Origin of the sequence: Pseudomonas sp. BLCC-B112 (assembly GCF_028550695.1) — a bacterium.
Taxonomy (GTDB): domain Bacteria; phylum Pseudomonadota; class Gammaproteobacteria; order Pseudomonadales; family Pseudomonadaceae; genus Aquipseudomonas; species Aquipseudomonas danubii.
In genome coordinates this window covers 311,163-332,193 of record NZ_JAQQGK010000008.1, presented here as the reverse complement: position 1 = coordinate 332,193, position 21,031 = coordinate 311,163, and the positions used below count along the sequence as shown (strand labels likewise).

General features: G+C 63.2%; 18 protein-coding genes. 6 read left to right on the top strand and 12 right to left on the bottom strand.

Going from position 1 to position 21,031, the window contains the following annotated elements; genetic code table 11:
* Positions 1–31 precede the first annotated feature (31 nt).
* The 5 genes from lon (at position 32) to cmoB (ending at position 5,509) form a co-directional block, all read left to right on the top strand.
* A complete protein-coding gene (gene lon, locus PQT43_RS22490; protein ID WP_102880787.1) occupies positions 32–2,452 on the top strand; it encodes an endopeptidase La in 2,421 nt (806 codons plus the stop codon).
* A 160-nt stretch (positions 2,453–2,612) separates the two neighbouring features.
* Positions 2,613–3,005, top strand: coding sequence for a protease inhibitor I42 family protein (locus tag PQT43_RS22485; RefSeq protein WP_102860427.1), 393 nt, complete (start codon positions 2,613–2,615; stop codon positions 3,003–3,005).
* A 1-nt stretch (position 3,006) separates the two neighbouring features.
* Positions 3,007–3,642, top strand: a complete 636-nt coding sequence (locus PQT43_RS22480; protein ID WP_110597121.1) for a lysoplasmalogenase — start codon at positions 3,007–3,009, stop codon at positions 3,640–3,642.
* A 170-nt stretch (positions 3,643–3,812) separates the two neighbouring features.
* Complete coding sequence (cmoA, locus tag PQT43_RS22475; protein WP_102880789.1) at positions 3,813–4,556, top strand: carboxy-S-adenosyl-L-methionine synthase CmoA; 744 nt, start codon at positions 3,813–3,815, stop codon at positions 4,554–4,556.
* Positions 4,553–5,509 carry a tRNA 5-methoxyuridine(34)/uridine 5-oxyacetic acid(34) synthase CmoB gene (cmoB, locus tag PQT43_RS22470; protein ID WP_272754593.1) on the top strand — a complete coding sequence of 319 codons (957 nt, stop codon included), beginning with the start codon at positions 4,553–4,555 and terminating at the stop codon, positions 5,507–5,509. The genes cmoA and cmoB overlap by 4 nt, the downstream gene beginning before the upstream one ends.
* A 162-nt stretch (positions 5,510–5,671) precedes the next feature.
* Here cmoB and tadA read toward each other — a convergent pair whose 3' ends face one another.
* From tadA to treP, 7 genes are all read right to left on the bottom strand, one after another.
* A complete protein-coding gene (gene tadA / locus PQT43_RS22465) occupies positions 5,672–6,160 on the bottom strand; it encodes a tRNA adenosine(34) deaminase TadA (protein ID WP_110597123.1) in 489 nt (162 codons plus the stop codon).
* Entirely contained in the window at positions 6,160–7,536 is a 1,377-nt protein-coding gene (locus tag PQT43_RS22460) for a multicopper oxidase family protein (protein ID WP_102880792.1), read from the bottom strand. Before PQT43_RS22460 ends, tadA begins: the two co-directional genes overlap by 1 nt.
* A 198-nt stretch (positions 7,537–7,734) precedes the next feature.
* Positions 7,735–8,025, bottom strand: a complete 291-nt coding sequence (locus tag PQT43_RS22455; protein WP_102880793.1) for a PTS transporter subunit EIIB — start codon at positions 8,023–8,025, stop codon at positions 7,735–7,737.
* Between the two features lie 2 nt (positions 8,026–8,027).
* Positions 8,028–10,565, bottom strand: coding sequence for a phosphoenolpyruvate--protein phosphotransferase (gene ptsP, locus PQT43_RS22450; RefSeq protein ID WP_272754590.1), 2,538 nt, complete (start codon positions 10,563–10,565; stop codon positions 8,028–8,030).
* Positions 10,566–10,625: 60 nt separating this feature from the next.
* Positions 10,626–11,849, bottom strand: coding sequence for a maltoporin (locus tag PQT43_RS22445; RefSeq protein WP_213665895.1), 1,224 nt, complete (start codon positions 11,847–11,849; stop codon positions 10,626–10,628).
* Between the two features lie 110 nt (positions 11,850–11,959).
* Positions 11,960–13,606: an alpha,alpha-phosphotrehalase gene (treC, locus tag PQT43_RS22440; protein WP_272754589.1), complete on the bottom strand. Its 1,647-nt coding sequence runs from the start codon at positions 13,604–13,606 to the stop codon at positions 11,960–11,962.
* 60 nt (positions 13,607–13,666) lie between these two features.
* On the bottom strand, positions 13,667–15,109 hold the full coding sequence (gene treP, locus PQT43_RS22435) for a PTS system trehalose-specific EIIBC component (protein ID WP_102880797.1): 1,443 nt from the start codon (positions 15,107–15,109) through the stop codon (positions 13,667–13,669).
* A 230-nt stretch (positions 15,110–15,339) separates the two neighbouring features.
* On the opposite strand from treP, the gene treR reads away from it, so the two are divergent.
* Positions 15,340–16,044, top strand: coding sequence for a trehalose operon repressor (gene treR, locus PQT43_RS22430; RefSeq protein ID WP_110597127.1), 705 nt, complete (start codon positions 15,340–15,342; stop codon positions 16,042–16,044).
* A gap of 11 nt (positions 16,045–16,055) precedes the next feature.
* On the opposite strand, the gene PQT43_RS22425 is transcribed toward treR, so the two are convergent.
* From PQT43_RS22425 to PQT43_RS22405, 5 genes are all read right to left on the bottom strand, one after another.
* Positions 16,056–16,577, bottom strand: a complete 522-nt coding sequence (locus tag PQT43_RS22425; protein ID WP_267268837.1) for a helix-turn-helix transcriptional regulator — start codon at positions 16,575–16,577, stop codon at positions 16,056–16,058.
* A 5-nt stretch (positions 16,578–16,582) separates the two neighbouring features.
* Positions 16,583–16,861: a hypothetical protein gene (locus PQT43_RS22420; protein WP_102880799.1), complete on the bottom strand. Its 279-nt coding sequence runs from the start codon at positions 16,859–16,861 to the stop codon at positions 16,583–16,585.
* A gap of 324 nt (positions 16,862–17,185) precedes the next feature.
* On the bottom strand, positions 17,186–18,763 hold the full coding sequence (gene guaA / locus PQT43_RS22415) for a glutamine-hydrolyzing GMP synthase (protein ID WP_102860414.1): 1,578 nt from the start codon (positions 18,761–18,763) through the stop codon (positions 17,186–17,188).
* Between the two features lie 104 nt (positions 18,764–18,867).
* Positions 18,868–20,337: an IMP dehydrogenase gene (guaB, locus tag PQT43_RS22410; protein WP_102860413.1), complete on the bottom strand. Its 1,470-nt coding sequence runs from the start codon at positions 20,335–20,337 to the stop codon at positions 18,868–18,870.
* A 116-nt stretch (positions 20,338–20,453) separates the two neighbouring features.
* Positions 20,454–21,002: a sugar ABC transporter ATPase gene (locus tag PQT43_RS22405; protein WP_102880800.1), complete on the bottom strand. Its 549-nt coding sequence runs from the start codon at positions 21,000–21,002 to the stop codon at positions 20,454–20,456.
* Between the last annotated feature and the right edge of the window lie 29 nt (positions 21,003–21,031).

Sequence of the window (21,031 nt, the reverse complement as noted above, 5' to 3'; positions counted from 1 at the left end):
AACCTGCATAGCCCATCGCGCAGGAGCCTTCATGAGCGACCAGCAAGCATTTCCCGAAGATCCACGTGAGTACCTCGATCCGGAAAATACCGAACAGCCCAGTGCCCATGGCACCGGCCTGGCCCTGCCCGGGCAGAATCTGCCGGACAAGGTCTACATCATGCCGATTCACAATCGTCCCTTCTTCCCGGCGCAGGTGCTGCCGGTGATTGTCAACGAAGAACCCTGGGCCGAAACCCTGGAGCTGGTAAGCCAATCCGACCACCACTCCCTGGCCCTGTTTTTCATGGATACCCCCCAGGAAGATCCGCGCCACTTCGATACATCCGCGTTGCCGGAGTACGGCACCCTGGTCAAGGTCCACCACGCCAGCCGCGAGAACGGCAAGCTGCAATTCGTCGCCCAGGGCTTGACCCGGGTACGCATCCGCACCTGGCTCAAACACCACCGGCCGCCCTACCTGGTGGAAGTCGAATACCCGCACCAGCCCAGCGAACCCACCGATGAGGTCAAGGCCTACGGCATGGCGCTGATCAACGCGATCAAGGAACTGCTGCCCCTCAATCCGCTGTACAGCGAAGAACTGAAGAACTACCTCAACCGCTTCAGCCCCAACGACCCTTCGCCCCTGACCGACTTCGCCGCCGCCCTCACTTCCGCCACCGGCAACGAGTTGCAGGAGGTGCTGGACTGCGTGCCGATGCTCAAGCGCATGGAGAAAGTCCTGCCGATGCTGCGCAAGGAAGTCGAGGTCGCGCGCCTGCAGAAAGAGATCTCCGCCGAGGTCAACCGCAAGATCGGCGAGCACCAGCGCGAATTCTTCCTCAAGGAACAGCTCAAGGTGATCCAGCAGGAGCTGGGACTGACCAAGGATGACCGCAGCGCCGACCTGGAACAGTTCGAGCAGCGACTGAGCGGCAAGGTCCTGCCGGCCCAGGCGCAGAAACGCATCACCGAGGAAATGAACAAGCTGTCGATCCTCGAAACCGGCTCGCCGGAATACGCCGTGACCCGCAACTACCTGGAATGGGCTACCGCTGTGCCCTGGGGCGTCTACGGCGAGGACAAGCTCGACCTCAAGCACGCGCGCAAAGTGCTCGACCAGCACCACGCCGGGCTCGATGACATCAAGACCCGCATCCTCGAATTCCTCGCGGTGGGCGCCTACAAGGGCGAGATCAGCGGCTCCATCGTACTGCTGGTAGGCCCGCCGGGCGTGGGCAAGACCAGTGTCGGCAAGTCCATTGCCGAATCCCTGGGGCGGCCGTTCTATCGCTTCAGTGTCGGCGGCATGCGCGACGAAGCCGAGATCAAGGGGCACCGCCGTACCTACATCGGCGCCCAGCCGGGCAAGCTGGTGCAGGCCCTCAAGGAAGTGGAGGTGATGAACCCGGTGATCATGCTCGACGAGATCGACAAGATGGGCCAGAGCTACCAGGGCGACCCGGCCTCAGCCCTGCTGGAGACCCTCGATCCGGAGCAGAACGTCGACTTCCTCGACCATTACCTGGACCTGCGCATGGACCTGTCCAAGGTGTTGTTCGTGTGCACCGCCAACACCCTGGACTCGATCCCCGGGCCGCTGCTCGACCGCATGGAAGTGATTCGCCTGTCGGGTTACATCACCGAGGAAAAACTCGCCATCGCCAAGCGCCACCTGTGGCCCAAGCAGTTGACGAAAGCCGGTGTGGCCAAGAGCAGCCTGAGCATCAGCGACAGTGCCCTGCGCGCCGTGATCGACAGTTACGCCCGGGAAGCCGGGGTGCGCCAACTGGAGAAACAACTGGGCAAACTGGTGCGCAAAGCGGTGGTCAAGCTGCTGGACGAGCCGGATGCAAACATCAAGATCGGGCCCAAGGACCTGGAGGCCTCCCTGGGCATGCCGGTGTTCCGCAACGAGCAGGTCCTGAGCGGCACCGGGGTCATCACCGGCCTGGCCTGGACCAGCATGGGCGGCGCGACCCTGCCCATCGAGGCGACGCGGATTCATACCCACAACCGTGGTTTCAAGCTCACCGGTCAGTTGGGGGATGTGATGAAGGAGTCGGCGGAGATCGCCTACAGCTACGTCAGTTCGCACCTCAAGCAGTTCGGCGGCGACAGCAAGTTCTTCGACGAAGCCTTCGTCCACCTGCACGTTCCTGAAGGTGCCACGCCCAAGGATGGCCCGAGTGCCGGGGTGACCATGGCCAGCGCCCTGCTGTCCCTGGCGCGCAACCAGCCGCCGAAAAAAGGCGTGGCCATGACCGGCGAGCTGACCCTCACCGGCCACGTGCTGCCCATTGGCGGGGTGCGGGAGAAAGTCATCGCGGCGCGGCGCCAGAAGATCTTTGAGCTGATCCTGCCGGAGCCCAACCGCGGGCATTTCGAGGAACTGCCGGACTACCTCAAGGAAGGCATCACCGTGCATTTCGCCAAGCGTTTTGCCGACGTGGCCAAGGTACTGTTCTAAATCCCTTCGCCGGCAAGCCGGCTCCTACAGGTTGTCCCTTGTAGGAGCCGGCTTGCCGGCGAACAGGCCATAAGCGCCAACCTCCGTGCCCCGGCCCACACCGCCCATCATCTTCAGTTATGCTCGCCGTTCGTCACGAATGATCGGAGCTTCCTGACCCATGTCCGCACCTCGCCTGCTTGCCCTGCTCAGCCTCGCCCTGCTGGCCGCCTGCGCCAGCCAGCCCAAGCAAAACGTCACCGTGGAAAACCAGAGCCAATGCCCCCTGCAATTGCACAACGGGCAAACCCTGACCCTGACCCTGCCCAGTAATCCCACCACGGGCTATCGCTGGGCAATCCAGGATTCGGCCGGCGGCATCCTGCGCAAGGTCAGCCCCGAGGTCTACAGCAATCCCGAGAACACCGGTCTGGTGGGCAGCGGTGGTCAATCCACCTGGCGTTTCCAGGCGTTCGCCAGCGGCCAGGGCCGACTGCTGCTGACCTATCAGCAACCCTGGGCACCGGAAGAAGCACCGGTAAAAGCCTTCGACTGCTCGATCACGGTCAACTGACATGGGCTGGCTGATTCTTGCGCTAATGGGCGCCGCCACCTTCATCTACGGGATCAGCGTGCACGCCACGTTGCTCTGCCTGTTGGTCAAGCCGCTGCCGGTACTGGCCCTGCTGGGCTGGTTGCACGATGCGCCGCCGGGGGACTATCGCCGCTGGATCGCCATTGGCCTGTTGTTCTCAGTGCTGGGGGACGTGCTGTTGGCCTGGCCTTCGGACCTGTTCGTGTTCGGCCTCGGGGCGTTTCTGGTGGCGCACCTGGCCTACCTCAAGGCCTATCTCTGCGACTGTCGGCGCCTGGCGCTGTTGCCGCTGGTGGTGGCACTGGCCATTGGCGCGGGGCTGTTGAGCATCCTGATTTCCCACGGCCTGGGCCCGCTGCTGATCCCGGTGATCGTCTACGCCCTGACCATCAGCGCCATGCTCTGGCGCGCCCTGGCACGCCTGGGCTCGACAGTGCCTGCGCGCTCGGCGGCCCTGGCCGCGGTGGGCGCCTTGAGCTTTGCCTTCTCCGACAGCCTGATTGGCATCAGCCGCTTCGTGGTGGCCTTCGATGCCGCGCCCTACTTGATCATCATTTTCTACTGGCTGGGCCAGTGGGGTATCGCCGCTTCGGCGTTCAGCCAGAAGCCGCGCTGACCTACCTTCGCCGACAGGCCGGTCCCTACAATCTGTAGGAGCCGGCTTGCCGGCGAACAGCATCACACCTTGCGTCGCCCTTGCGCTCCTGAAGGCCCTGCGGGCCTTATCGCAGCCTGCGGCAGCGGCTACAATGCCGCCCTCTTTTTATCTCCATCGCTGGAAATGCCGTGAGCAAAGAACCCGACCGCCTATTCGCCCAGCCCCTGGCCCAGGTGCCCGACTTCGCCTTTAACGAGGATGTGGTGCGGGTGTTCCCGGACATGATCAAGCGCTCGGTGCCGGGTTACCCGACCATTGTCGAGAACCTCGGGGTGCTGGCCGCGCAGTTCGCTCAGCCCAACAGCGTGCTCTACGACCTGGGCTCATCCCTGGGCGCGGTGACCCAGGCCCTGCGCCGCCATGTGCGCAGCGACGGTTGCCGGGTGATCGCCGTGGACAATTCGGCGGCCATGGTCGAGCGTTGCCGGGAATACCTCAACGGCCAGGATTCGATGTTCCAGGAGTTGCTGCCAGTGCAGGTGATCGAAGGCGATATCCTGGCCCTGGAGTTCCAGCCGGCCTCGGTGGTGGCCTTGAACTTCACCCTGCAGTTCATCGCCCCCGAGCAGCGCCTGGCCCTGCTCGGGCGCATCCGCCAGTCGCTGCTGCCCGGCGGCGCGCTGATCCTCTCGGAGAAGCTGCGCTTCAACGACACCGAGGAACACGCCCTGCTCACCGACCTGCACATCGCCTTCAAACGCGCCAACGGCTACAGCGAACTGGAAATTGCCCAGAAGCGCAGCGCCATCGAAAACGTCATGAAGCCCGACAGCCTCGAAGAACACCGCGAACGCCTGCTGGCCGCCGGGTTCTCGAAAGTCGTGCCGTGGTTCCAGTGTCTTAATTTTGCCTCGTTGATTGCCCTGCCATGATTGATCTGTCTCCCCTCGCTCGCCGTCTGGCGGGCACGCCCCTGGCCAAATGGGCCAACGGCCTGCAAGCCCAGCTCGATGCCAAGATGGAAAAGGGCCATGGCGACCTGGAGCGCTGGCAGAGCGCCCTCGACGCGTTGCCGAAGATGCAGCCCAGCGAAGTCGACCTGATCAACGGCCTGCGCCTGGACACCGACTGCGACGACGCCACCCGGGCGCAGATGCGTACCGCACTGATGGGCCTGTCACCATGGCGCAAGGGCCCGTTCGACCTGTTCGGCGTGCACGTGGATACCGAATGGCGTTCGGACTGGAAGTGGTCGCGGGTCGCACCGCACCTGAACCTTGAAGGCAAACGCATCCTCGATGTCGGCTGCGGCAATGGCTACTACATGTGGCGCATGCTCGGCGCCGGCGCCCATAGCGTGATTGGTGTGGACCCTAACTGGCTGTTCTTCTGCCAGTTCCAGGCGGTGCAGCGCTACCTGTCGGAGCCCTCGGTGTGGCACCTGCCATTCCCCTTCGAAGACCTGCCAGCCAACCTGGAAGGTTTCGACACCGTATTTTCCATGGGGGTGTTCTACCACCGGCGTTCGCCCATCGAGCATCTGCTGGCGCTCAAGGACTGCCTGGTCAAGGGTGGCGAACTGGTGCTGGAAACCCTGGTGGTGGAAGGCGATCAGCATCAGGTGCTGGTACCGGAAGACCGCTACGCGCAGATGCGCAATGTGTGGTTCCTGCCCTCGGTGCCGGCCCTGGAGCTGTGGCTGCGGCGCGCCGGGTTCAGCGACGTGCGCTGCGTGGATGTGAGCGTGACCAGCATCGAGGAGCAGCGCGGCACCGAGTGGATGAAGTACCAGTCCCTCAGCGACTTCCTCGACCCCAATGACCACAGCAAAACCATCGAAGGCCTGCCGGCGCCGATGCGCGCGGTGATTGTCGCCAAAAAATAACGCCGCCTTCCCCCTGTAGGCGCTGGCCGGGCGGCGTTCCGCTTGCCAGCGAAGGCGCCCGCCAGAGCGGCGCAAGGCTCAAGGGCCTGTTCGCCGGCAAGTCGGCTCCTACGGTTTTTGCAGGAGCGAGCTTGCTCGCGAAAACCGCAGACGCGTTTGAGATCAGCGCGCTCGACGCGCCTTGAAGAACTCGCTCAGCACCGTGCCGCACTCTTCGGCCAACACCCCGCCCTCGTACAGCACTCGATGATTGAGAAAGCCCTGGGTGAAGAACTGACCCTGGCTCTGCACGATGCCCGCCTTGGGTTCCAACGCGCCGTACACCACGCGGGCAATGCGCGAATGGACGATCAACCCGGCGCACATGCTGCAAGGCTCCAGGGTCACGTACAGGGTGCTGCCGGGAAGGCGATAGTTGCTGACCGCCTGGGCCGCTGCGCGGATCGCCACCATCTCGGCGTGGGCGCTAGGGTCGCTGCCGCTGATGGGGCAGTTGTAACCGCGGCCGATAATCTCACCATCCAATACCAGCACCGCGCCCACCGGCACTTCCCCCAGGGCTGCGCCTTGGGCGGCCAGGGCCAGGGCTTCGCGCATGAAGTCCTGGTCGCGGCTGCGGTCGATGATCGGCGCCGGGCGTATCTGACGCATCACGCCACCTCGATGGCGGCCATCAGACCGGTTTCCATGTGGTCGATCACGTGGCAGTGGAACATCCAGACCCCAGGGTTATCCGCCACCAGCGCCACGCGGGCACGCTCGTTCTTGCCCAGCAGGTAGGTGTCGGTGAAGTAGGGAGTGATCTTCTTGCGGTTCGAGGCGATGACCTTGAAGCTCATGCCGTGCAAGTGGATCGGGTGTTGGTACTGAGTCATGTTCTTCAATTCGAAAATGTAGCTCTTGCCCTTTTTCAGCGTGGCAATCGGGCGGTCGGCGCAGGTCTTGTCGGTAATGTCCCAGGCCTGGCCGTTGATCTGCCACAGGCTCGGCGGCTGGCCATTGTCCACGTTCACCGAGACCGAGCCAACCCACTCAAAATTGAAGTTGAGCTTCTCGGCGTTGTCGAGATCCGGCTCGGCCACCGGGTTGGCCGGCAGGGCTGGCGGCCACTGGGTCGGCGCATCGTTGTTGGCCACCGAACGCAAGGTGCCCAGGCGCACTGGACCGTTGCGCAGGGACAGTTCTTGCCCCGCCGCCGGCGCCTTGATCGCCAGGCAGATACGCATGCCCGGCCCCAGCCAGTATTCCTTGCCCAAAGGACGCGGCTCGATGGGGTTGCCGTCCAGCGCATAGATCTGCGCTTCGACATCGGGGATGTTGATGCGGTAGGTCAGGGTGTTGTCCAGGTTGAGTAGACGCACCCGAGTAATCTGCCCGGCCGGCAGGTCGATCACCGCCTGGGACACGCCGTTGATGGTGGACAGGCGCCCGGCCGTGCCGCCCCGCGCCGCTTCCCGGGGGATGCTGAAGGAGACGAACGCGCCCTCTTCGTCCACGTGCCAGCTTTTCAGGCTCAGGGTGCGCTCGTACTGGAAGCCGGTGGGTTCGCGCTCTTCGACGATCAGCGGGCCCACCAGGCCGCGGCCCAGTTCTTCGCTGCTGTTCACATGGGGGTGATACCAGTAGCTACCGGCATCCGGTACGCGGAATTTGTAGTCGAAGTATTCGCCGGGCAGCACCGGCAGTTGCGAGACATAAGGCACACCGTCCATTTCCAGGGGCAGGCGGATGCCGTGCCAGTGGATGGTGGTGGCCACGGGCAGGTGGTTGATGAAGCGCACCCGCAGCCACTCGCCCTGGCGTACCCGCAGTTCGGTGCCCGGTGCCGATGGCCCGAAAGCCCAGGCTTCAGTCTTGTGCCCTGGCACCAGTTCCACATCCAGCGGCGCCGCGATCAGCTCGTAGTCGTGGCCCGCTTCAGCGTCGGCCATTTTCCCCAGCCAGTAGCGTGAGGCGCCACCCGCTCCCACGCCCACCACTACCAGACCGGCCAGACCACCGAGTATTTGTCGACGGGTAAAGGACATGGACTCAACTACCTCACGTATCCGCGGCGGGCCCAGGCCCGCAAAAGGCGAATACGATACACCCGCAGTTGAGAAACAGTAAGGCCTGCGCGGCGACCGGACGCAGGCGGGACGGGGAAACGATGGGTGTTTTCGAGGGTGCGCTCGCTGGCAAGCCCGTTGCTCTTGCAGGAGCCGGCTTGCCAGCGAACAAGCCCCTCAGCCCTGCAATCCCAACAGCAGATGCACCACACCACCGGCCAGGGGCATCACTGCCGGCACCCCCGCCACGCGCAGGGCGCTGCTGTCCAGCAACTGCGGATCGTGCAGTTCCAGGCGCAGGCGGGTCAGGGCCAATGGTTGCTGGCTCTTGATGTTGGCGCTGCCACCCAGCGCCGCCAGCATCGCGTCATTCAGAACACTGCCCTTGGCCTGGGGGGCCTTCGGCTGATCAGGGATCAAGTCTGGAGTCAGGGCCTTCCAGAACGCCCGTTGCAATTTCTCGAACATCTTCAGTTCTCCAGAACCAGTGAGTCGGCGGCGACTTGCTGCCGTTGCAGGCATTCACGTACCTGAACCGCGTCTTCCAGATCGATGATCCGCGCTGCCAAGGCCTGGCACTCGCTCAGATCCAACTCCCGCACCCGGGCCTTGATGGCGGGAATCAGCGGCACGCTCACCGACAGCTCGTCTACTCCAAGGCCCAGCAACAGCGGCACCGCCAGGGTCTCGGAGGCCAGTGCACCGCAGACGCCGACCCACTTGCCGTGGGCATGGGCGGCCTGCACCGTGCGCGCGATCAGGCGCAGCACTGACGGATGGAAGCTGTCGGCCTGACTGGCCAGGCGCGGATGATCACGGTCCATGGCCAGGGTGTACTGGGTCAGGTCGTTGGTGCCGATGGAGAAGAAATCCACCTCTGGAGCAAAGCGGTCCGCCATCAAGGCCGCCGAAGGCACCTCGATCATGATGCCCAACTTGGGCCGCTCCGCCAGGCCCAGGGCCTGAACCTCGTCATCGAGCAATTGGCGCGCCTGACGCAGCTCCGCCAGCTGGCTGACCATCGGCAACATGATGTGCAGGCGGGCCTGCCCGGCGCTGGCGAGAATCGCCCGGAACTGCTCCCGCAGCAGTTCGGGACGCTCCAGGCACAGGCGGATGCCCCGCAGGCCGAGAAAGGGGTTGGCTTCGCTGTCCATGGGCACATAGGCCAGAGGCTTGTCGCCGCCCACGTCCAGGGTCCGCACCACCAGATTGCGCGTCGGCCCCAGGGCCTGGGCAATGGCCAGATAGGTTTCGGCCTGCTCCTCGGCGCTCGGGGCGTGGCTGCGGTCCTGGTAGAGGAACTCCGAACGCAACAGGCCGACGCCTTCGCCGCCCAGGCTCATTGCCTGCTCGGCCTCCGCCAGAGAGGCAATGTTGGCCGTGACCTCCAGATGATGACCATCGCGGGTCACCGCCGGTTGCGCCGCCTGGGCCAGGTCCTGACGCTGGCGCAGGCGTTGCTGCTGACGCAGGGCCTCCAGTTGCTGCAGACGCTGAGGGTCCGGGTCCGTATGCAGTTCGCCGCGATCGGCATCCAGCAGAACCCGGGTGCCGTTGGCCAGGGACAGGACCCGGGACGACAGGCCACAGATCGCCGGCAGGCCCAGGGCCCGGGCGAGGATCGCCACGTGGCTGGTGGCGCCGCCGCCAACGGTGGCAAACCCCAGCACCTTGGCCGTGTCCAGGCTGGCGGTCTGCGAGGGGGTCAGTTGTTCGGCAATCAGAATGGCCTGATCCGGCAAGCTCAGGGCATGCTCTTGCACCCCGAGCATCCGCTTGAGCACCCGTTGGCCGACGTCCGCCAGATCCACCGCGCGCTCAGCCAGCAGCGTACTGCCCAGGCCCTTGAACAGCTCGGCGGTGGCCTCGATGGCACGGTTCCAGGCAAAGGCAGCGCTCTTGCCGGTGACGATCAGGGCCTCGGCCTGCTGCAACAGACTCGGATCGTCGAGGAGCTCCTGGTGGGCCCGAAAGATTTCCTGCTGCGCGCCACCCTGGGCATTGTCCCGCAGCTGCTGCAGGTCCCCGACCGCCTCCCCCAAAGCGCGCTCAAGCACTTCGCGCTCTTGCTGCGGGTTCGCCGCCCACTCCTTTATCTGCAGGCGCTGTTCAGCCACCTGCAGCACCTGGCCGACCGCCGAACCCGGTGACGCACAGACTCCCCGCAGAACCGTCTCCAACGACTCATCCCGCGCCGCTAGCGGCGCAAGACTCGGCGCCGCAGCACTGACTTTCTCGCCACAACCTGAGGCCAACAGTTCCACCAGAACCTGGATCGCCTGCTCGGCATCCGCACCTGCGGCACTGACCTGCAAGACATCGCCCTGCACCGTCTGCAAGGCCATGATCGACACCAGGGACTTGGCATTGGCCGAGTCCTGGCGCCGGTGCAGGCAGATGTTCGCGGCAAAGCCCTTGGCGGCCTGGGCCAGCAAAGCCGCCGGGCGCGCATGCAGGCCCTGGGGGTTGCCGAGGATCAGCGGTTTGGAAAACAGCGCCTCAGCTTCAGCGTCCTCGGCCTTGGCACCTTCCTCTGCGGAGGCGGGCTCGATCTGTAACACCGGCTGACCCAGCTCCACCAGCAGACTGTCGGACACCAGCCCCGTCACCGCTTCGCCACTGACCACCAGCATCAGGGTCAACAGGCTGCGGGCATGCAGGGCCAGGTAGTCGGCGTCGAACTCGATCAGCGGCTGGCCAGCCGAGACCTGCTGACCTTCCTCGATCAGGCAGGTGAAGCCCTTGCCCGCCAGGTTCACCGTGTCCAGCCCGATGTGCATCAGCACCTGCTGGCCCTGCTCGCCGGTAATGCTCAGCGCATGGCCGCTGCGCTGCAGGTTGCTGACCACCCCGGACAGCGGCGCGCAGAGGATCTGGGAAGTCGGGTCGATGCACAGCCCGTCACCGATCACCCGGCTGGAAAACACCGGGTCCGGGACCTGATCCAGGGGCAGCAGCACCCCGGACAGGGGCGCGAGCAATTGCAAGGGTTGGGTTATGGCCATGACGTCACCTGCTAATGATTCCTTGAAGTGCCGATGGAGCGCGAGCCCCGACAGCATCGCTTATTTCCACCAGTACTCGACCTGCAAACCGACGTTCGCACCGTGCCGGGCGCTGCCGAACACACCGCTGTCGGACAGCGCGGAACCGGCCGCCAGCTCATTGGCCGCGCGTTTGGCGGCCTCGTTCCAGCTGGCATAGGTGTAGTACAGGCGCACCTCCGGCCGGGCCCAGAAGTCCGGTCCCTTGGGTGACCAGGTGGGCGCGAAGGTAAATTTACTGAGCTTGCGGGTGCCCCCGGGCGCTTCCACCTGATCGTGGCCAAACTCGGTCACCAGCTTGAACTGCTCGGTGATGGCATAGGCCGGACGCACGCCCAGGGAGATCCAGTTCTGGTCCTGGCCGTCGGGGCGAATGTCCTTCTGATAGACCGCCTCGACCTGGCCGCCGAAGCGCGGGGTGACCTGCCAGTCGAAGAACTCCACCAGGCGATAGCTCTTGTTGCCGTCATCCAGGTAGGGATTGCCGGTATAGCCCAGACCGGTACCGGGGCCCTCACCGTATTGCAGGGCCAGTTTGTTCTTGCCGCCGAAAAAATCTTTCTGCACATGCTGGGTGGTGATCGCCCAGCCATTGTGGGCACCACGGCGATCGGGCTTTTCCAGGTAGCTCAGGCCCAACTCCAGCTCGCCGCCGGGGTTGGTCTGGAAACCGGCAACGTTGAAGTCGTGACGGCTCACGGCCTGCTTCTGGTAGAGGTTGTCCTTGCGGGAAAAGGCGTAGCTGTACTTCAGATCGCCGATGCGCACGTCCTCGACCCCGCCGCCGGTGGCGCTCTGGTTCCAGTAGTAGAAGTCGGAAATATGAATGTCGTTACGCTTGTAGTAACGGCGCCCGGCCCACAGCGAGCCGCCATTGAGGCTGGGCAGGTTCGACCACTGGGCGTACATCTGCGGCATGCGCGCCGAGCCATTCTCGCCCTGGAAGCTCAGGTTGCGGTCGTAGCGGTTGTAGAGCGACGCCATGCCGTCGACGCTGAGCACCGAGCCATCTTCCAGGGTGTACAGGTCCTGGCGTAGCTCAAGCTCGGCGTACTGCTCACACTCGTTGCCCAGGCGGTACTTGGACTGCGCGCCGGGCAACTGGAAGCAGGACTGCGAGCCGCTGTTCACCGAGGTCCCCAGGCCGCTGCGCAGGTACCCGGCAAACTCCAGGGCCTGGGCCGGCAAGGGCAAGGCCAGACACAGGCAGGACGCCGCCAGAGCGCGATTTATTGTTGTTTTCATAAGCCACCGCATTATTTTTATTGTGTTGTTTGGATTCATCGGAACCGGCTTGGCGGCGCATGCGCTGGGCCAAAAATGATCGTCTGGCCCAGTTCGCCGACAGCCGGCGCCTACAAGGTCAGGTGCAGGACGAAGGACTCGTAAGGCCGCAGGTGCAAGTGCTGGCTGCGCGGCTCGTGGTCCGGGTAGTTGCTGATCAGCAGGCGCTGTTGCATGCCGGTGCTGATCACCGCTTCCGGCAACTCGACCTCACACGGCAAGCCATAGAAGTTGTTCACCACCAGCAGGCGCTCGCCGTCGCCCTCACGCACATAGGCCCAGATCTGCCCATGCTCGGGCAGCAACTGGCGATAGAGGCCGTGCTGGATCAGCGCCTCATGACGACGCAAAGCAATCAGCCGACGATAGTGATGCAGCACCGAATCCTGGTCATGGAGCTGGGCCTCGACATTGATCTGACTGGCGTTGGCCGGTATCCCGATCCAGGGCTCGGCGCTGCTGAAACCGGCATTGACCCCGGCGTTCCACTGCATCGGCGTGCGCCCGTTGTCCCGGGACTTCTGCTGGATCGCCGCCATGATGGCCTGCGGGTCTTCACCGGCCTCGCGCTTGAGGCGGTGGATGTTCAGGGTCTCGACATCGCGGTACTGCTCGATCCGCTCGAAGTGCGGATTGGTCATGCCCAGCTCTTCGCCCTGATAGACGAAAGGCGTGCCCTGGAGCAGGTGCAGCGCGGTGGCCAGCATCTTCGCCGACACCACCCGGTGCTCACCGTCGTCGCCAAAGCGCGAGACCACCCGCGGCTGGTCGTGGTTACACCAGAACAGCGCATTCCAGCCGCCACCAGCCTGCATGCCGGTTTGCCAGTCGGAGAGGATGCGCTTGAGTTCGAGGAAGTCGAAATCGGCCCGCAGCCACTTCTGCTGGTTGGGGTAGTCCACCTTCAGGTGATGGAAGTTGAAGGTCATCGACAGCTCCTTCGACTCCGGATGGGAATAGCGAATGCAGTGTTCCAGGCGGGTGGAGGACATCTCGCCCACATTCACCAGATCGTGCCCGGCGAACACTTCCCGATGCATTTCCTGCAGGTACTGGTGCACGTTGGGACCGTCGGTATAGAAGCGGCGGCCGTCGCTCTGATCCTCGGGGAAATCCGCCGGTTTGGAGATCAGGTTGATCACGTCGAGGCGGAAGCCGCCGACGCCCTTGTCGCGCCAGAAGCGCATCATCTTGAACACTTCGGCACGCACCTGGGGGTTGTCCCAGTTGAGGTCGGCCTGGGTGTGATCGAACAGGTGCAGGTAGTACTGCCCGGTCTGGGCCTCGTATTCCCAGGCGGAGCCGCCGAACTTGGATTCCCAGTTGTTGGGCTCATCGCGCCAGATGTAGAAATCCCGGTAGGGGTTGTCCAGGCTGCTGCGGGCCTGCTGGAACCAGGCGTGCTCGATGGAGGTGTGGTTGACCACGATATCCAGCATCAGCTTGATCCCGCGCTTGCCGGCTTCGGCGATCAGCAACTCGCAGTCGGCCATGCTGCCGTAGCTGGGATCGATGGCGTAGTAGTCGCTGATGTCATAGCCGTTGTCCCGTTGCGGCGAACGCAGGAACGGGGTCAGCCACAGACAATCGACCCCCAGCCAATGCAGGTAGTCGAGCTTGTCCACCACACCCAGCAGGTCACCGGTGGCCTGGCCTTGGTGGCTGTGAAAACTTTTCGGGTAGATCTGGTAGATCACCGAACGCTGCCAGTCTTGCATGGGGGAATCCTTTGGAAAGTGCGAGGGCATTCGCCGGCGAGCCGGCGCCGACAAGGCCGGTCAGGCCACTCGGTAGCCGGGGCGGATGATCTTCAGGCTCAGGCCGCAGGTCAGGACGAAGGGCACCACCAGGGCGATGACCATACCAATCACGAACGTCGGGATGTACTGGGGAATGATCGAGATGAACCCCGGCAGCCCACCGACGCCGATGGCCGAAGCTTGGACCTTGTTCAGCGAGAGAAAGATGCTGCCCAGGGCCGAGCCGATCAGCGCGGCGTAGAAGGGAAACTTGTAGCGCAGGTTGACGCCGAACATCGCCGGCTCGGTGATGCCGAAGTAGGCGGAAATCGCCGAGGTCGAGGCCATGCTGCGATCACGAGCGTTGCGGCTCATGGTGAACACCGCCAGGGCTGCGCTGCCCTGTGCCAGGTTGGACATGACGATCATCGGCCAGATAAAAGTGCCGCCCTGGGTGGCGATCAGTTGCAGGTCGACGGCCAGGAACATGTGGTGCATGCCGGTGATCACCAGCGGTGCGTAGAGCAGGCCGAAGATGGCGCCCCCGAGCACAGGAGCCAGGTCGAACAGGGTGACCACGCCTTCGGTGATGAGGATTCCCAAGTGCCGGGTCACCGGCCCGATGATCGCCAGGGCCAGTACGCCGGTGACCACGATGGTGGTGATGGGTACCACCAGCAGGGTGATGGCGTTGGGCACCCGGGCGCGCAGCCATTTTTCGATCACGCTCATCACATAGGCCGCCAGCAGGATCGGCAGGATCTGCCCCTGATAGCCGACCTTCTCGATCTGGAACAGACCGAAGATGTCGAAGTACGGCAGGCTCTGGCCGTCCAGCCCAGCCACGGCCTTGCCATAGTTCCAGGCATTGAGCAGGTCCGGGTGGACCAGCATCAGCCCCAGGACAATGCCGAGGATCTCGCTGCCGCCAAAGCGCTTGGCCGCCGACCAGCCCACCAGGGCCGGCAGGAATACGAAGGAGGTGTTGGCCATCAGGTTGATCAGGCTCCAGAGCCCATCCAGCCCCGGGTACGCCTCAAGCAGGGTCTTGCCCTCGATGAACATGCCCTTGGCGCCCAGCAGGTTGTTCACCCCCATCAGCAGGCCGGCGATGATCAGGGCCGGCAGGATGGGCATGAACACATCGGAGAACACCCGCACCAGACGCTGCATGGCGTTGGTCTTTTCCGCGCCCTTCTGCTTCACGTCGGCAATGGTGGAAACCGCGAGGCCCGTCTGCTCACGCAGGGCAGCGTAGACCTTCTCTACCTCGCCAGGGCCGATCACCACCTGGAACAGGCCACCGGTGAAGAACGAACCCTTGACCAGATCGATCTGGTTGAGGGTGGCGCTGTCGACCAGGCTCGGGTCCTTGAGGGCCAGGCGCAGGCGGGTCACGCAATGGGCTGCCTGTTCGAGGTTGTCGGCGCCACCGAGGCTGTGCAGCAACTCGCTGGCGATCGTTGAATAGTCGTGGCTCATGCTTGTTCTTCCACCTGAGATTTTTGTTATTGGCAGCACGCCGAGGGGCAAATTACTCGTCTGTACGAGTTAAATCAACAACTCGTACAGACGAGTTTGAAATTTTCTTCCGGCGTGGCCCTGCCCCATGCTTTTTCCACCCGCTAAAGCATCACCAGGGCGCATGGACAAATGCCCCGTCCAGCCCTTAAGGTGCCTGCCTTGAGCACAGTCCGGCACAGAGCCATCCCATGAGCAAATACAACCAGATCTACAGCGATCTGCTTGCCAGCATCACCACCGAACGTCTTGAGCGTGGCGCCCGCCTGCCTTCGGAAAGCGAACTGATGGACAGCTACCAGGCCAGCCGCGGCACCGTGCGCAAGGCCATCGAACTGCTGCAGGAGCGCGGTTTCGCGCAGAAGATCCACGGCAAGGGCACCTTCGTGCTCTCGCCCAACCCTATTGAGTTCCAGCTGGGCGGCATCGTCAGCTTCCAGGAAACCTATCCACGCCTGGGGGATGACGTCAGCACCGAGGTGGTGGAGTTCAGCCAGTTCCCCCTGCAAGGCGCCCTGCGCAACCATCTGCAGGCGCAAGAAGGCAGCCTGATCACACGGATCAAGCGCGTGCGGCGAATCGACGGCAAGCGGGTGATTCTCGACATCAACCATTTTGTCGCCGAGCTGATTCCGGGGCTGGACCGAGAGATCGCCGAGCATTCGATCTACGCCTACATCGAACAGACCCTGCAACTGAACATCAGCTATGCCCAGCGCACCATCGAGGCCAGCCCGCGGAGCAAGGACGACCAGCAACTGCTCGACCTGGACGGCCAGAGCCATGTGATCGTGGTGAGCAACCAGACCTTTCTCCAGGACGGGCGGCAGTTCGAGTACACCGAATCTCGGCACACCCTGGACAAGTTCTACTTCTCCGACGTGGCCCGGCGCTAAGCCCTACCCCGTCAGCCCAACAGGGCCACCAGCTCACCGCTGAGGGGGCCGATGCGCTTCGACTCCTTGGCGGTGTTCACCTGCTGTGCCACCCGCGCCACCTCGATCACCGGGTGTTTGAGAGGGTAACCGCCCTTGCTGTCCAGCCAGCTCAGGACCTCCGCCAGATGCCACAGCGAGGTGCTGCCCTCATGGATCGCCAGGGGAAAACTGTCGGCGTGGCCGAGCATCAGCTTGCGCATGTTCTGCCGTGACACGCCGACGATCTCGGCGATCTCGCTGAGGCCGACAAAATCCGGGCTGGCCTCCACCAGCCGCGCCTCGGGGATGATCCGCTTGATATCCCCCAGGGCACTGAGCAGCGCCGCTTCGGCACTCTCGGCCTCGCGACTGAACTCCAGGGCCAGGCGCCCGGCCAGACCGATGCCCACCAGAGCGTCGGTGCAGCCCGCCGCACCGAGGCGCTCCACCAGTTGCAGCGGATCGCAGCCCTCCAGCGGCAGCAGATAGTTGAGGGTGAACAGGTATTCCATGGTGCTTACTCCTGACGGGCTGCCGGCGCCTTGGCCCCACGCAGCTGATTCACGGTGCAGTTGTCGATCACCCGGCATAGCGCCCGGGCGTGCTGGGTCGGGTTCTTTGGCGTACGCCAGACACTGGTGATGCAGAACTCGCCGCAGCGGCACACTTCGTTGTTGTACGGGCAGTAGATCCGCCCCCACGCATGGCCACCACCGACCTCGATTCGCCAGCCCTGCCATTCGGCGTAGCGCAGAGCCATTTCAATGTCCTTCTTGGGATGAGTTGCACGAGCCATCCATAGCCTCCAGTATCGCCAGTCATGCAGGGTTGTCAACTGACAACCTTATGCAATCCGATCAAACCCGCGCCACGAACAAGCCGCAGCAAAAACAGCGGGGGGAGACCCAAGGGTAGAGAGAAGCCCGGGGCAGAGCGCCGAACATGTCTTACGTGATATTGCCGGAAGGTGAAAAAGCAGCGTTTCTAAAGGTTCTGCAACACAAATGCCGATGTGTAACGGATTCAATCTCCGCAGAAACGACAATGGCGACCGATCCCCGAAGGTCCCGATCGCCATTGGTTAAAGCCAGTGGATCAAGCGCCGATCACTCGGCCCCGATCATTCCCACTCGATCGTTGCCGGCGGCTTGCTCGACACGTCGTAAGTAACGCGGGAGATGCCTTCGATTTCGTTGATGATCCGGCCGCTGACGGTTTCCAGCAGCTCGTAAGGCAGGTGCGCCCAACGTGCGGTCATGAAGTCGATGGTTTCCACCGCGCGCAGGGCCACGACCCAGGCGTAACGACGGCCATCGCCGACCACGCCGACGGATTTCACTGGCTGGAACACGACGAATGCCTGGCTGACCTTGTGGTACCAGTCGGCCTTGCGCAGTTCTTCGATGAAGATGTGGTCAGCGCGACGCAGCAGGTCGGCGTATTCCTTCTTCACTTCACCCAGGATGCGCACACCCAGGCCCGGACCCGGGAACGGGTGACGGTAGACCATGTCGTACGGCAGGCCCAGCTCCAGGCCCAGACGGCGGACTTCGTCCTTGAACAGCTCGCGCAGCGGTTCAACCAGCTTGAGGTTCATTTCTTCCGGCAGGCCGCCCACGTTGTGGTGCGACTTGATCACGTGGGCCTTGCCGCTTTTCGCGCCAGCCGACTCGATCACGTCCGGGTAGATGGTGCCCTGGGCCAGGTACTTGATGTTTTCCAGCTTGCAGGATTCGGCATCGAACACGTCGATGAAGGTACGGCCGATGATCTTGCGCTTCTTCTCAGGGTCCGACTCGCCGGCCAGGTTGTTGAGGAACTGCTCCTCGGCGTTGGCGCGGATCACCTTGACGCCCATGTTCTCGGCGAACATGGCCATCACTTGCTCGCCTTCGTGCAGGCGCAGCAGGCCGTTGTCGACGAAAACGCAGGTCAGCTGGTCGCCGATGGCCTTGTGCAGCAGGGCCGCGACCACCGAGGAGTCGACACCGCCGGACAGGCCCAGCAGGACGTTGTCGGTGCCGACCTGGGCACGGATCTGGGCAATGGCGTCTTCGGCGATCTTCGACGGGGTCCACAGCGCTTCACAGCCGCAGATGTCGAGGATGAAGCGCGACAGGATGCGGCCGCCCTGCTTGGTGTGGGTCACTTCCGGGTGGAACTGCACGCCGTAGTAGCGCAGGTCATCGTTGAACATGCCGGCAATCGGGCAGCTCGGGGTGCTGGCCAGGATGTGGAAATCCTTTGGCATCTTGGTGACCTTGTCACCGTGGCTCATCCACACGTCGAGACCGAACAGGCCGTCGGCGTCGACGTGGTCTTCGATGCCGTCCAGCAGGCGGCTCTTGCCCACCACATCAACCCGGGCATAACCGAATTCGCGCAGCTCGGAACCTTCGACCTTGCCGCCCATTTGCTCGGCCATGGTCTGCATGCCGTAGCAGATGCCGAAGACCGGAACACCCAGATCGAACACCGCTTGTGGGCAGCGAGGGCTGTTGGCTTCGTGCACGGACTCGGGACCGCCGGCGAGGATGACGCCTTTGGGAGCGAATTCGCGGATCGCTTCGTCGTCCATGTCGAACGGATGCAGTTCGCAGTAGACCCCGATCTCGCGCACGCGGCGGGCGATCAATTGGGTGTACTGGGAACCGAAGTCGAGGATCAGAATGCGGTGGGCGTGAATGTCGAGGGCCATGGTCAGTCTCGTCTAATTTCAGAAACGACACGGGGCTGAAAAACACAGCCCCGGTTACTAAATTCGTCAATCGCCTCCAGGCCTGGGCCTGGAGGCGATCACTATCAACCTACGCGATAGTTTGGCGCTTCCTTGGTGATCTGCACGTCGTGGACGTGGGATTCAGCCATGCCGGCGCCGGTGATGCGGACAAACTCCGGCTTGGTGCGCATTTCTTCGATGTTGGCGCTACCGGTGTAGCCCATGGAAGAACGCAGGCCGCCCATCAGCTGATGGATGATCGCGGTCAGGGAGCCCTTGTACGGCACGCGACCTTCGATCCCTTCCGGCACCAGCTTCTCGGCACCCGCGGAGGAGTCCTGGAAGTAGCGGTCGGAAGAGCCCTGGGCCTGGGACATGGCGCCCAGGGAACCCATGCCACGGTAAGCCTTGTAGGAACGACCCTGGAACAGTTCGATCTCGCCCGGCGCCTCTTCGGTACCAGCGAACATCGAGCCCATCATCACGCAGGACGCACCGGCCACGATGGCCTTGGACAGATCACCGGAGAAACGAATACCGCCGTCGGCGATCAGCGGAACGCCCGTGCCGACCAGTGCCGCTGCAACATTGGCGATCGCGCTGATTTGCGGCACGCCAACACCTGCAACGATGCGGGTGGTGCAAATCGAGCCAGGGCCGATACCGACCTTGACCGCGTCGGCGCCGGCTTCGGCCAGGGCCTTGGCGGCAGCGCCAGTGGCGATGTTGCCGCCGATCACCTGCACTTGCGGGAAGTTCTCTTTGACCCAGCGAACGCGATCGATCACGCCCTTGGAGTGACCGTGGGCGGTGTCGACCACCACCACGTCGACACCGGCGTTGACCAGCGCAGCAACGCGATCGCCCGTGTCTTTGCCGGTACCGACCGCAGCGCCAACACGCAGACGACCTTGATCGTCCTTGCTGGCCAGCGGGTAGGCCTTGGCTTTTTCGATGTCGTTGACGGTCATCATGCCCTTGAGGGCAAAGGCGTCATCTACGATCAGCACGCGTTCGATACGGTGCTTGTGCAGCAGCTCACGGACGGCGGTCTTGTCGGCGCCTTCCTTGACAGTGACCAGGCGCTCTTTAGGCGTCATCACTTCACGGACGCTGGCTTCCAGACGGCTTTCGAAACGCACGTCGCGGGAAGTCACGATGCCCACCAGATCGCCGTTATGCAGCACGGGCACACCGGAGATGTTGTGCATGTTGGTCAGTTCGAGCAGGTCACGCACGGTGGCGTCGGCTTCGATGGTGATGGGGTCTTTGACCACACCGGCTTCGAAACGCTTGACCTTGCGCACTTCGGCAGCTTGCTGCTCGATGGTCATGTTCTTGTGGATGATGCCGATGCCGCCTTCCTGAGCCATGGCGATTGCCAGACGGGCTTCAGTGACGGTGTCCATGGCGGCGGAAACCAGTGGAATATTCAGCTCGATGCCACGGGTCAAACGGGTCTTTAGACTGACTTCATTAGGCAGTACTTCGGAATAACCGGGCACTAAGAGGATGTCGTCGAAGGTGAGGGCTTCTTGGCTGATACGCAGCATCGCGGGGGCTCCCGGGCGGGAAAATGGAAGCGCGCCATTATACTCAGACACCTACCCGGGCTCAATGTAAAACTCTGTCTAATATCACTGGAGTGATAGATGGAGATATCAGCGCGCTACAACTCGACCTTGACCCAACTTATCGGTTGATCCAGCCACTCGGCGAACTCGTCGATAAAACTCTGTTTGAAACCCGCTTCGGCCCAGTTGTTGAAGATAAAGCCCAAGTTGGAAAAGCCGCATTCCTGAAGAAACAGAAAGCCGTTGATGTCATCTTCATGACCGCACTCGGGACAGGTGAAGTTATCGGTTCGCCCCGGCATCCAGTCTTCCAGGCTCTCGAACAGCGCTTCACCCACTTCCTGGCGGCATTCGGCACAGCCGGCTTCTTCGAGAAAGCCCTTGGCCGGGGTATAGATGCAGCGCTTGGTGATGATCTCCAGGCCATTGATCGGCTCGCCGAAGGGCAGCGCCTGCGGCCGCAGCACCACCTCCCGTGCCCCCGGCGCAATCGCATGGCCCATGCGATTGCCGGTGCGCCCGCACGTGCTCAGGGTTTCCTCGACGATGTTCTTGCGCACCAGCCAACGCACAATGGCCCGAGCCCGGGGCTCGTGCACCGGCAGGGTGGAAATTTTCGGGACGAGGATGCTTTGCGAGTTCATGGATAAGCCTGAAACGTGCGGGACAGTAC

Excerpts from the sequence above, each read along its gene's own strand:
- PQT43_RS22445 (WP_213665895.1), bottom strand. The coding sequence starts at position 11,849 with ATGAAAACAACAATAAATCGCGCTCTGGCGGCGTCCTGCCTGTGTCTG.
- treR (WP_110597127.1), top strand. The coding sequence starts at position 15,340 with ATGAGCAAATACAACCAGATCTACAGCGATCTGCTTGCCAGCATCACC.
- PQT43_RS22420 (WP_102880799.1), bottom strand. The coding sequence starts at position 16,861 with ATGGCTCGTGCAACTCATCCCAAGAAGGACATTGAAATGGCTCTGCGC.
- PQT43_RS22460 (WP_102880792.1), bottom strand. The coding sequence starts at position 7,536 with ATGTCCTTTACCCGTCGACAAATACTCGGTGGTCTGGCCGGTCTGGTA.
- lon (WP_102880787.1), top strand. The coding sequence starts at position 32 with ATGAGCGACCAGCAAGCATTTCCCGAAGATCCACGTGAGTACCTCGAT.
- treP (WP_102880797.1), bottom strand. The coding sequence starts at position 15,109 with ATGAGCCACGACTATTCAACGATCGCCAGCGAGTTGCTGCACAGCCTC.
- guaB (WP_102860413.1), bottom strand. The coding sequence starts at position 20,337 with ATGCTGCGTATCAGCCAAGAAGCCCTCACCTTCGACGACATCCTCTTA.
- PQT43_RS22480 (WP_110597121.1), top strand. The coding sequence starts at position 3,007 with ATGGGCTGGCTGATTCTTGCGCTAATGGGCGCCGCCACCTTCATCTAC.
- treC (WP_272754589.1), bottom strand. The coding sequence starts at position 13,606 with ATGCAAGACTGGCAGCGTTCGGTGATCTACCAGATCTACCCGAAAAGT.
- tadA (WP_110597123.1), bottom strand. The coding sequence starts at position 6,160 with ATGCGTCAGATACGCCCGGCGCCGATCATCGACCGCAGCCGCGACCAG.
- PQT43_RS22485 (WP_102860427.1), top strand. The coding sequence starts at position 2,613 with ATGTCCGCACCTCGCCTGCTTGCCCTGCTCAGCCTCGCCCTGCTGGCC.
- ptsP (WP_272754590.1), bottom strand. The coding sequence starts at position 10,565 with ATGGCCATAACCCAACCCTTGCAATTGCTCGCGCCCCTGTCCGGGGTG.
- PQT43_RS22425 (WP_267268837.1), bottom strand. The coding sequence starts at position 16,577 with ATGGAATACCTGTTCACCCTCAACTATCTGCTGCCGCTGGAGGGCTGC.
- guaA (WP_102860414.1), bottom strand. The coding sequence starts at position 18,763 with ATGGCCCTCGACATTCACGCCCACCGCATTCTGATCCTCGACTTCGGT.
- PQT43_RS22405 (WP_102880800.1), bottom strand. The coding sequence starts at position 21,002 with ATGAACTCGCAAAGCATCCTCGTCCCGAAAATTTCCACCCTGCCGGTG.
- cmoB (WP_272754593.1), top strand. The coding sequence starts at position 4,553 with ATGATTGATCTGTCTCCCCTCGCTCGCCGTCTGGCGGGCACGCCCCTG.
- PQT43_RS22455 (WP_102880793.1), bottom strand. The coding sequence starts at position 8,025 with ATGTTCGAGAAATTGCAACGGGCGTTCTGGAAGGCCCTGACTCCAGAC.